We start from the raw sequence: 11,371 nt of genomic DNA, 5'->3' as shown, positions 1-11,371 counted from the left end.
AGCTCAGGCAGGTAGAGTTTCCGACAATACATTGAAATCGTGGATTGACGGAAAAATTCCGGTGCTGCGCACCTACCTCGAACAGGCGAAAGCGCTCAGCAAATCGCCGCAATAAGGAGGCAAAATTTGAATTGAGAAATGAAATGAAGTTAATTATCCCCAATTGGAATACCCGTCGTTAGTCAGGATATCACGGCCACTATGTAGTTTGAAGTCCTGTATAATGGCATCCCGCTCAGCCAGGTTCTTTGGATCGACGCTGATGATGATACCTCCTTCTTTGACGCCTTCTTCGTAGGTTTCCGAGTGGGTCGACGGAATTCTGGCACCGATAATTCCACCCAGCGTGCGACCTGTAATTGCGCCCGTGATCCCGGCTACAACCGGACCGGCAATGGATATACCCAATCCGGGAACAGCAATGAGGCTTAATGACATAAACAATCCAGTGAATGCGCCTGTCGCTCCACCAATTACCTTCCCTTTTTCTTCTTCATTGCCCGGCCTGGACTCCGGTTCTGAGTGGTCGCTTGAATCGCTTAAATGCTTGTTCAGCGTTTCGTCGGACATTAATACAGAGATCTCGTCTTCTTTATAGCCGTTCTTCAAAAGCGATTTGTATGCTTTATCTGCATCGGCTCTGGTCAGAAAAACAGCGGATACCGTACCCGGCGAGTCGTAAGCGTAGGATGAAGATTCTGTCATATACTTGTGACTTTTTGTACAGGTACGGGCGCTTCGTGATCGTCGCGTTCGGCCGGCTTGATGATCATTCGTAAAGACTGGTCTTTCGTAAAATAAGCCACCATCCAGTTATAAAGCGTTTTGATCCTGTTACGCTGGTTGATCAATGCAATCAGGTGAATGAAAAGCCAGGCAAGCCACGCAATAAGACCTTTAAAATGCAGCTTGGGCCGCGGCATATCTACAACTGCTTTTGCACGACCGATAATCGCCATTGAACCTTTATCGTGATAGGTAAATGCTTTCAATGGTTTGTCGTCGGCAGCAGCTTTAAAGTTTTTTGCCAAAGTTTTCCCCTGCTGTATAGCAACCTGAGCCACCTGAGGGTGTCCCTGCGGGAAATTGGGGTCAGTGAGTTGCAGACAGGCGTCGCCAATCGCATATATGTTATGCATCCCATTAACTTTATTGTACGCATCCACCAGCATTCTGCGACCTCTTCCGTAAGCCTCAGGCGGTACTCCTTCGAAAACCTTACCCGTAACCCCCGCAGCCCAGATCAGTGTTTTGGTTTCTATAAACTCACCGTCGGTGAAGTAAACCTTATCATCCTTGAAGTCGACCACATGCGCATTCAGCTTGATTTTCACGCCCAACTTGCTCAGCGCTTCGTAAGTATCCTGCTGCGATTTAACACTCATGGGCGAAAGCAAAGCGTCTCCCCCGTCAACCAGGTAAATTTCACTACCTTTTCCGGCAAGCTCGGGGTATTCTTTCCGCAGTACACCGTTCCGCATTTCCGCAAACATCCCTGAAATCTCAACACCGGTAGGCCCACCTCCTGCAATTACCACGGTCAGCAGCTTTTTCACTTCGGCAGGATCTTCGCAGATCGTCGCCTTTTCCATTTGCTGGAGCAATTTGTTGCGCATGCCGATCGCATCTTCCAGCGTTTTCATCGGAGTGGAATTGTTTTTCACATTCTCCATTCCGAAAAAGTTGGTTTCCGCGCCGGTTGCAAATACGAGCTGATCGTATTCCAACTCACCATTTGCAAGTATAATTCGATTTTCCTCCGGTATTACCCTGGTAAATTCACCGAGCCGGAAATGCAGGTTTTTCCTTTCTGAAAACAATTTCCGGAAAGGATAGCTGATGCTCGAAGGTTCCAGAAATGCAGTGGCAACCTGATATATCAATGGTGGAAAAAAATTGTAGTTGTTTTTATCCACCAATGTCACGTCAAACTTTTTGTTTTTGGCAAGATCCATAGCCAGGTTGATGCCGGCAAATCCTCCTCCAATGATAACAATTCTCATAAGTCCTGTTTTGGTCTTAGGGGGTCATGATTTTTATGTTCATTCAGAAGGGTTCAGATTTTACCTGACTGCCAAATAGCATGCCAAAGTATTTTAGAAGTGCATCACGCCATCGTATCCGTCATTTTTCCTGATTTTTTCAGATAACGGATATAACCGTAAACCGCACCCAGCACCAGCACAACCGCCACAAAGAGAATGATGCGCGAATCACTGTCAGGCACGAGCTGCGGATATTTGAAGATCAGGATTGCGCAGATACCCAGCAGCCAGACAAGCAGCGTGTTATATTCTTTGAGGATCCACCTTTTGTAATTAAAATTCATCCCGTCAAATGCGTGGGATATACCCCGGAAATTGATCAGCCAGCGGTTGACACGGCTGCAATACGCATCAAACTGAGCACCAAATTTATTGCGCAGAAAGTTTTCCTCTGCAAGTACAATCGCCTGGTAAATAAACAGAAAAAGGGGCATTACGATTCCCACATAAATGAGCGAATTGGCAAGAATTCCAACACCCAAAAGCATCAGGATATTCCCCACATACAAGGGGTTGCGGCAGTGATTGAAGATCCCCTCAGTGACGAGTTTTTCGGCGTAAACCTTCTTGTCCTTGCCACCGCGAATGATATAGGCAAGACCAATCGTGATCCCGCGGATGATCTCGCCTGCAAATGTCACCAGCAGCCCGAGAATGATCGGGTACAAATAGTATTTTTCACCGAAATGCTGGGGTTTGAAAAGTAATGGTGACGGGAGAAAAAGGAGGAGGTAAAGAAAGATGAACAGATTGTTCCTGTACTTGAAAAAGAAGTTTCCTATCGCTATCATTATTTTTTATAAGCTATCATTCCTGAGAAATTGTACCACTTAAAGAATATTTCGCAATCCGCGAAACCGGCTTCCTTCAACAGGAGCATGTTTTCAGATAACTTATATGGGATCAGCACATTTTCAAGCGCCTCTCTTTTTTGGGAGATTTCGAGCTCGCTGTAATGGTTTCTTCTTTTGTAGTTATAGTAATATTTAATGAAATCGCGATTGAAAACGCTGCTTTCAGCAAGTACCTTTTCCACCAGCAGCAGCACACCGCCGGGATTCAGTCCATCGTAGATATTGCGCAAAAGTCGCTCGCGGTAGAGCGGGCGCACAAACTGCATGGTAAGACAAAGGATGACAACCGAGGCATTTGAAATGGGGAGAGTTTCCTGCTGCAAATCGCCCGGCTGCAATTCGTAGGGACGCACAAAGCCAGCTTCTTTGAATTTCAGATCGCACTTTGCGAGCATTTCCGGAGATTCGTCGATGCCGATGAACTTGATATCGGATGGGATAAGCTTGTCTACTTCGATGAGCGTGGTGCCGGTAGAGCAGCCCAGGTCATATAAAAAGCTGCCTTCTTTAACGTGGTCCGCGGCAATTTCCGCGAGCATCCGCTGTGTTTCATTGTAGAACGGTACAGAGCGGCTGACCATATCGTCAAACACTTTTACTACGGTAGTACCGAATTTAAAATCGGAAGCTTTGGTGATCTCGTCTTTGAAGACTTCATCCTGACCTCCGTTCTCAATATGCTCCATTTGTCAATAGTTAGATTACGTTAGATTTCGCCTGGCTTTCCGGCCAAAACCGAAAATTCCATTCCAAATATGCGAACTTGTTACGTAACCTTTACAAGCAACTGAATAATCCTGTTGCAATCTTATGACAATTTGGCGATTGGAGCCACTCAGGAGGGTTTTATACGTTGAACAATCGTCTTTCCGGTAGCAAGTTCTGTTCCCTTCAATTCTATGTAAAGAACATTTGGCGACCAGAATGTACCCCCGTCAATGCGGATGAACACGCGGCTGAGAATGCATTCCTTTTTATCAATCGTGGTGTAAACGTGGTAAGTATTGCGGTTGTCTTTCCGTAGCTGCAGGGGAAGTTTTGAATAAGCAACAGACCGCAGCTCGTAAGATGCATTGCCTTTGTCTTTCACATTGATCCCGTAGGCAAACTTGCGCTGAAGATAATTGAGCTCTCTACGCTCACCGCCGTCTGTATATCTGATCCAGAACGTATTAACAGGATCTTTAACACTGAGCCGGCCCTGTTTGTCGGTATTTAGCTGATAACAGATTGTATTTGCATTCGGGTCGCGCTGAATGTAGAATAGCAGCCCAGGCACATCACTCGGTACCGGAAACTCGTCCGGATTGGGCAGCTTATCGCCGTCCTTGTCGCCTGCGGAGAAAGTCCCCGAGTACGACGACAGTATCAGGCTCAATGCCATCAACCAATTCCTCACATATTTCATAATAGATAAACGCTTCAGTAAATGGCCTGCGCGATTACTTCCCGATCGCACTCCCCATATTTGACAACATGATTCACTGCCTCCTGGTTTCCCGAAAACGGCCCCGAAGACTGAATTTTTAATGTTGCCATTGCTGCGCCAAACTCCCCTGCTTCCTGTACATCAGCGCCTCTTACTTTCTTGCTCAGGTACCCCGCCATATACGTATCGCCGCAGCCGGTCGCATCTACCACAGCAGCAGGTTTAAAGGCCGGGATCTGGTAAAAATGATCATCTTTGTAAACGAGCGAGCCTTTGCTGCCGAGTGTAATAATTACTTCTTTTACGCCCATTCCGGCGATAATCTTCGCGCCTTCGCGGATATCGGAAGTACCTGCGATTACCTCCATTTCAAACTCATTTGCTTTCAGGATCGAAACGTGCGGTAATGCTTCTTTTTTGTCGGCCCAGTCGGTGTAGTACACTTTTTTGTCTTTCACAAACCGCAGGTAACCCTGGATATCGAGAGATACCGCGCCTTTCGTAGCAAGATATTGGAGCAGATCCAGCTGGATATCATCGGAAAGCAGCGGGCCCAGGTGGAAAAAACGGGCTTCGATTTCCGGCATTTGTGCTACTGTAAACGGAGCAGCTTTGTGCAGCACGTTCTGTTCGCGGTGGTCCTGGTTGGCGCTGTAAATATTTTCGAAATAAACGGTATAGGGACTTTCCTGGGAAATCACTTCAATGCGCTCGTCACGGAGCGAAGTAACAATGTGGCTTTCCTGCTCTGCGAGAGCGGTTACCAGCATATATTTTACATCAAAATCACGCAGCGCCTTCGAGAAATAAAAGGAAGTGCCGCCCGGCATATAATTCACTGAATGGGTCGTAACCACCTTGTCAAGGGTAATGTGACCTATCGTGCAGATTTCGTACATAAGCTTTTTAATAAAATTGATTGATAACCTCTGCGGTTTTGGCAAAATCTGTGATTTCGATAACTTCATTCAATGCCTGACCGGAGCCACCGGCATCTTCCCAGCCAGCCACATTCAGCCAGATTGCCTTGCAGCCGAGGTGCATTGCCGGCGCAATATCTTTGGAATAAGAATCCCCTATCACCACGCACTCCCCTGCATTTAGGCCCAATGCATCAACCCCAAGCTGGTAGATCTGCGGATCAGGCTTTCTGACACCCACCACAGCAGATTCAACAACCGATCGGAAATAATGCAGGATACCAAAATCCGCAAGAACGCTTTGGATGTTCCCGTAAAAATTGGAAACCATCACAATCGGATAGTTTGCTGAAAGCGCAGCCAACACAGGTTTTGCTTTTTCGACTGTAGTGTGTGCAAACTGGTTGCATTCACGCGCGATTGCATCTATGGCGGTTACATCAATATCGTGCCCGTTTTCTTTCAGGAAGTCGAACTGCTCTTTCAGTTTTAGTGAAAGTACATCGTAAAAAACATGGTGCGGCTGAACCAGGGGCTTCAGTGCCAAAGCTCTTTCACCATATTTATACGCCTGTGAAAATGCTTCCCTATTCACATTCACCTGATTATGCTGGTAAGCTTCCCACAAAACATGCGCCCAATGCAGGCCGTTGGTGTCGATTGTACCACCGTAATCGAGTAGAATTCCTTTAATCATATTGGTTGGCTTTCGGCTTTCGGCAGTCGGCTATCAGCCTGATGCGTTTTGCCTTGTCATCTATTTAAAATTAGCGGTGTGCAGTCACAGGTACCGCTTTCAGGTCTTCATTTTCCTGCTGCTCATCTGGCTTTACTTTTTTACTCATTAATGCAAGCCCGATGATGATCCAGACGATTTCTCTGATGCGCATTACGATTCCGATGAAAATACCTTGTGAGGCTGATAATCCTACACTCCGTAACGCGAGTACCAATCCGCCTTCGCGGGTACCCAGCTGCATCGGGAAGAAGAAGATCAGGTTTGCGAAAAGGGAAGAACCGGAACTTACGATCAGTGATTGCGAGAGGCTCATTTCCATTCCAATGGCGTGTGCGGTGAAGTATATTTCAAGACAGCCGATTACCCGGGCGACGAATTCGTAAAAGAGCGATGCGTAAAAAACGTCGCGGCGCTGGGCGTACAAAATGCGGATCTGCTCGTCAACTTCATACAGGTTCTCTGCATTTTTGATCGCGAAGTCACGCGCTTTATCACCTACAAAAGGTAGTTTTTCAAGCAAGCGGAATGTGCTTACCATGAAACCTTTTTTATACACATTGATAAACCAGTAACCCAATACCAACCCGACTACGAGCAAAATCCCGCAGCCTGCCAGCATGACGTCGCTCAACGGAACCACCGCCACGATCAGCACAATGCTCGCCAGCCAGAACAGCACGTGCGAAAACATGTGCATCAGACTGTAAAGCAACACCGAAGAAGTTGCCTTTTTGAGTCCCAATGCAGGTTTTAACTCTAAAATACGGTAAGGTTCGCCACCCAGCGCGACAAACGGGGTAATGTAATTAATGGCGTATCCGGAAATTGTAAGCCGCAAAACTGCCCAGTACGACAGGTTACTTTCAGGTACCGCAGGCTCGTGGATAATTGCTTTAAATGCAAATGCATTGAGCATATAAATCAGCAGCCAGCTTGCGATCACGGGCACAAACCAGATGCCGGTCAGCTGGATATTTTCCCAGATCACATCCACCCCGGTGCCATAAATCATATAGCCCAGGGAAATGACGCCGATTGCCAGGAAAATCGCTTTATATACTTTGGTATTCATTGATTTTGCCGCTCGTGATCTGCTGATGAAAGAATTTGCTCACCTTTTCCTGGTTCGCGACCATGTAAATCAGGATCGGGTTGAGGATAAGTATGTCAAAGAAAAAGTAAATCCACGACTGGTCGATAAAGAGCCAGAGGAACAGGAATATGACGCGGGTATTGAACTGCACAATGTTGGTATACTTCATCAGAGGCTTGTTCATCGCCCGGAAATCTGTTACAAGCTTTTCAGGCAAACCGTTTTTGTATTTGCCCCGCACAAGCCAGAGTAACTTTTGCAGGTTGGGTGAGAAACTCTCCTGCATTTTGGTGTAGTTCAGGTAAAACCGGGCTACGAATTTCATCCCGAAATTGGCTGACCAGCTCAGTTTATCGTATTCCGCCTGTAACTCGCGGCTGTTGTCCAGCTCGCTGCCGGAAGTTCCTTTGATAAAGAACAAATGCACATTGCGGTAATAGTCGGCCATTGCGGATTGTACTACGTGTGAAGCACCAGCCAAAACTCCCCATACCCAGATCCACGCAGTCCAGCCTTCGTTCATCCCGCGCAAACACAATGCAACGTGAATAGCAATAAACCAGAAATCGCCCGCTGCCCCGTCGAGAATGCGGCCGAGGCGGCTTTTATCATTTGTCATCCGGGCCAGCTGTCCGTCGGCGCTATCGAGTGAATTGGCAAATACGAGCGAAAGCATTCCGATCACATTTACCCAAAGTTCCTGGGAGTAGAAAAGGATACCGGCTGCTACCCCGAAGAAAATGCTGACAATCGTAACGGGATTGGGACGGATTCCTACTTTGGTACAAAACAATGCGATCTGGTACCCGATCGGGCGATAAAACCAGATATCGATCTGCTCCTCAGTATCCCGCGATTTTAATGAGTTTTGAAAGGCCGAATTACTGGCTTCGTCTTTTAATTCCGATGGTCCGGTAGTGGTAGTCTCCATTAATTATCGTTTGTAAATTCCTGAAAAATCCGGCCCGCAATGTGCCCGGCTGCCTGGTCGCGGCAAGGTGCAAAGCTTGGCCAGTCGTTCAAATCGATGATGCGGAATTGCCCGTCCTGCCCCACAATCGCGTCGCCGCCGTAAATACTTATGCCAACTGCCTCGGAAGCTTCGGTAGCCACTTTCTGCAAATGGGCTGCATCGAAGGCGTAGTAGGTAGAGTTACCATTTATTTGCTGGTACTGCGCGTATTTGTGGTGATTGTTGTCGTATGGATAAAACCAGAAGAAAAAGTCTGTCCCGCGCACGCCGTAAAATTTCACCAGGTCGCCGACCAGGTTTTCTGAAATAACTGCATCAGGAATGTCGCGCAGTGCATACTCCCGCAGGATTTCTTTGGCTTCTGCCCGAGAGGCGGCAAAGGATACATCTTCCTTGTGGATCGCATGAAAATCGCCGCGTTTGATCCAGTAACCTTTGCTTTTAATATCGTCAAAAACGGTTTCCTGATCGTAGCTTGTGGGCACGATATAGCTGTCTGCCACCGGAATGTGGTGTTCGTTCAATGCCCGCGTCAGGTTGGTGCGGAAGCAATTTTCGATTCCAAAAGCCGAGTTAACCACTTTTACACCACTATTTTCCAGTTCCTGCAACCTGGCTACAACCTGCTTTTGCCGCGCCATTGTGAAAATCCTGGAATGCGGCACTTTGTTCATTGCCAAAAACTCGTCTTCGCAGCAGATCGTTACCTTGCACCCCATTGTTTCGAGCGCTTTGGCAGTCAGCGAAAAGATTGCGTCGTCGTTGCCAATGTGATTTGGCGAGTATTTTTTATTCCGGTGTACGCCGAGTATTTCAATTTCATTCATACGCTGCCGGTAAATGAACCGGTCTTTAATTCATTGGTGTCAGTTGTTTTCTGATTTTCAAGCAAGGTGTTCCTGGCTCAAAAAAGATTCTGCGGTTTCAATATCGCTCACGTGATCTACATCCACAATTTTGGAAAATGGGTAAGCCTTCAATTCAATGCCTTCCTCAACCAGCTGCCGCTGAAAATTCCGCATTCTGGAAGTCCCGCTGCGTACCGATTTGCCGAGTACCCCGATCGCAGTTTTACGCAAACAATAAATGCCGCCTGAGATATAGCTGGTCTGCAATTCATTGGTATCCGTAAATGCAGTAATCATTTCACTTTGATTCACATGCACGAAAAGCGGACTTTCGTCATCGATAAAAGAGGTAACTGCCATTTGTCCGTCCACATTTTTATCTGCGTCAAATGCATTGATAAATGCGGCAAATTCTTCTTCCCTGAAAATGGTATCGGTAGTAGTCAGGCAAACTGCGTCTATGTCCGTCTGTCTATCGAGCAACTCAAATGCACTGTGCAATGAGCTGGGGGTTGTTTTTTTAACAATATCAATGGGTAAATGCGCCTGCAGTTCCAGCAAATGCGCTTCGAGCTCCGGCGAGTTTTCATTGATAATAATCCTGATCCGCTCGGCTTGGTTCCGCATGAAAATGCCGATTAGCCTGTCGATCATCATCTCGCCGCAAAGCGGTACCATCGGCTTCGGAAGCTGAAAACCTTCGCTGGCGAGCCGGGATCCTTCACCTGCGGCTATGATGGCGTAATGCATATAATTGGTGTCTAAAGAAATTTGGTACTAGAAATCCAGCTTGAACCTGGCACGAACTCCCCACTCCGAAACGCCGGGATTGTCGAGGTAAGTAAACCTTTTCACCAGGTCAACCCGGATCAGCTTGAAAATGTTGGCTATCCCCACGCTGCCTTCAATGTAAGGCGCCCGCGATAATGTATAACTAATCGGTCGGCCTTGTTCGTCAACCGGGAAACGGTACAGCGACGGGTGCATAGCAGGGTTATTTTCATCCCGCAAGCCACCTACAAGACCTTTGAAACTGAAAACCTCGCGCAGCTTCAATCTTTTCAGCAACGGGATTTTATTGAACAAAAACCCATTCATATAATATTGTACATCCAGGCTCGCATAACGGTCGCTCACAAATTCCAGGAAGTTCATCAGGTTAAATGAGTTAAGCTGGTACGCGTAAGTCTGGTTGGCGCGGTGGATTGTCAGCAGCGGGAACAATACGTCTTTACCAAAAATATAACCTCCCTCTCCCGTCACATCTGCATAACCAAACTGCGACAAATAGAACCGTTTCGCAATGTTACCCGACAAGTTGTGGTACCTGTTCTGGCCTTCGAAAACACCTTTCAAACCTGCATTGTAACGTACCGTAAAAATCGGGTAGCGGTTGATAATGGGCGTGCGGTACAACTTACCCTGGTAAAACTGTTCGTTTGGCGCATAGCGCAATTCCAGGTTCGCCTCTGTATTGTTCAGAATGCCCTCGTCGTGGAGTGAACCGTCGGGATCTAGACTTTGATAGCGAAGTATCCCGGCTGCACGCTGGCTCCATTGGGTGAATCCTATTTTGTAAGACAGGTGATTGTCAAATTCGCGGACGTATTCCAGTTTGTAAATGTCATTGTACAGCCAGCGGTTGTTATCGCCTCGTTTGAATGAGAGCAGCAGGTTATCTTCCTGTACAAACTGCAGTTCCTGTCCGGGAATCTTGGTATCCCGCTGGTAGCTCGCCCTGATATAATTGAGCGGAAAGTGGTAAACCGATTTATTATTGATCGAATAGGTACCTGCTACAAAATACTTCCATTTCTCATCCTTGAAACCGTAAGCTGTATATGCTTCAAAATACACGCGCTTACTAAGCTCCGGCGTAGTTCTGCCACCAAAACGGAGCCTGAAACCTTCGACCGGGTTGAAGCTGTAAAAGGTATTGAAAGGACCAATCTCCACTTTTCCGAGCGACTTGTACCCCGCCAGGAATAAAGTGGCGATATCCATTGTACGCCGGAATGAAGGAATGGTCTGGAGTGTGTCTATATTCTTGTAAATATCAAGCTCCGTGGCTTCCAGCGGAATGTGGCGTGCATTTCCCCAGAAAGACTCTCCTACTTTAATCTCGGGATTATATGCGATTTCCTCACTCGGACCTTTGTAAACACTGTCGGGCCTGCTCTGATTGATTGTATAATTCTTGAAGTTAACTACCCGCTGACCATATAGTCCCGCGCTTTTTTCGCCCAATGCGAACTCCATAGCGAGCGAAGTCTTAGTGGGGTGGTACCTGCCATCAGCACTTTTCTCGAATTCGAGACTGGCTTCCAGGTCGCGCATGAAGTTGAGGTTAATGTCTTTATTTACGGTTAAATAGGCATTCTGCACACCGTATTTTCCGTCGAGAGTAACAAACAGCTTCCCCTCAAAAAGCATATCTGTTTTATTCCTCGGAACAAAGCCCAGTTCGATC

The 11,371-nt window shown here is 47.0% G+C and carries 12 protein-coding genes; all 12 read right to left on the bottom strand.

Going from position 1 to position 11,371, the window contains the following annotated elements; translation table 11 throughout:
* Positions 1–153: 153 nt before the first annotated feature.
* Positions 154–705 (bottom strand): hypothetical protein, encoded by a 552-nt coding sequence (locus ACTIE6_RS06610; RefSeq protein ID WP_439555882.1) that lies wholly within the window; start codon positions 703–705, stop codon positions 154–156.
* Positions 702–2,003 (bottom strand): NAD(P)/FAD-dependent oxidoreductase, encoded by a 1,302-nt coding sequence (locus ACTIE6_RS06605; RefSeq protein WP_439555881.1) that lies wholly within the window; start codon positions 2,001–2,003, stop codon positions 702–704. The genes ACTIE6_RS06610 and ACTIE6_RS06605 overlap by 4 nt, the downstream gene beginning before the upstream one ends.
* A gap of 104 nt (positions 2,004–2,107) precedes the next feature.
* Positions 2,108–2,836, bottom strand: coding sequence for a methyltransferase family protein (locus ACTIE6_RS06600; RefSeq protein WP_439555880.1), 729 nt, complete (start codon positions 2,834–2,836; stop codon positions 2,108–2,110).
* The gene (cmoA, locus tag ACTIE6_RS06595; protein ID WP_439555879.1) at positions 2,836–3,585 is read right to left on the bottom strand and encodes a carboxy-S-adenosyl-L-methionine synthase CmoA; all 750 of its coding nucleotides are present in this window, start codon (positions 3,583–3,585) and stop codon (positions 2,836–2,838) included. Before cmoA ends, ACTIE6_RS06600 begins: the two co-directional genes overlap by 1 nt.
* Positions 3,586–3,734: 149 nt before the next feature.
* Positions 3,735–4,307 carry a DUF4833 domain-containing protein gene (locus tag ACTIE6_RS06590; protein ID WP_439555878.1) on the bottom strand — a complete coding sequence of 191 codons (573 nt, stop codon included), beginning with the start codon at positions 4,305–4,307 and terminating at the stop codon, positions 3,735–3,737.
* 14 nt (positions 4,308–4,321) lie between these two features.
* The gene (locus tag ACTIE6_RS06585; RefSeq protein ID WP_439555877.1) at positions 4,322–5,227 is read right to left on the bottom strand and encodes a PfkB family carbohydrate kinase; all 906 of its coding nucleotides are present in this window, start codon (positions 5,225–5,227) and stop codon (positions 4,322–4,324) included.
* A gap of 7 nt (positions 5,228–5,234) precedes the next feature.
* Positions 5,235–5,945 carry an HAD family hydrolase gene (locus ACTIE6_RS06580; protein WP_439555876.1) on the bottom strand — a complete coding sequence of 237 codons (711 nt, stop codon included), beginning with the start codon at positions 5,943–5,945 and terminating at the stop codon, positions 5,235–5,237.
* Positions 5,946–6,015: 70 nt separating this feature from the next.
* Complete coding sequence (locus ACTIE6_RS06575) at positions 6,016–7,059, bottom strand: lysylphosphatidylglycerol synthase transmembrane domain-containing protein (protein ID WP_439555875.1); 1,044 nt, start codon at positions 7,057–7,059, stop codon at positions 6,016–6,018.
* Positions 7,040–8,011 carry a CDP-alcohol phosphatidyltransferase family protein gene (locus ACTIE6_RS06570; RefSeq protein WP_439555874.1) on the bottom strand — a complete coding sequence of 324 codons (972 nt, stop codon included), beginning with the start codon at positions 8,009–8,011 and terminating at the stop codon, positions 7,040–7,042. The genes ACTIE6_RS06575 and ACTIE6_RS06570 overlap by 20 nt, the downstream gene beginning before the upstream one ends.
* On the bottom strand, positions 8,011–8,880 hold the full coding sequence (locus ACTIE6_RS06565; protein WP_439555873.1) for a hypothetical protein: 870 nt from the start codon (positions 8,878–8,880) through the stop codon (positions 8,011–8,013). Before ACTIE6_RS06565 ends, ACTIE6_RS06570 begins: the two co-directional genes overlap by 1 nt.
* Before the next feature lie 57 nt (positions 8,881–8,937).
* The gene (locus ACTIE6_RS06560) at positions 8,938–9,651 is read right to left on the bottom strand and encodes a nucleotidyltransferase family protein (protein ID WP_439555872.1); all 714 of its coding nucleotides are present in this window, start codon (positions 9,649–9,651) and stop codon (positions 8,938–8,940) included.
* Between the two features lie 27 nt (positions 9,652–9,678).
* Positions 9,679–11,371: DUF5686 family protein (locus tag ACTIE6_RS06555; RefSeq protein ID WP_439555871.1), on the bottom strand; the 1,693-nt coding region annotated here is incomplete at its 5' end.

This window comes from Dyadobacter sp., from assembly GCF_051859145.1.
Taxonomy (GTDB): Bacteria; Bacteroidota; Bacteroidia; order Cytophagales; family Spirosomataceae; genus Dyadobacter.
This window is presented reverse-complemented; position numbering and strand designations above follow the sequence as displayed.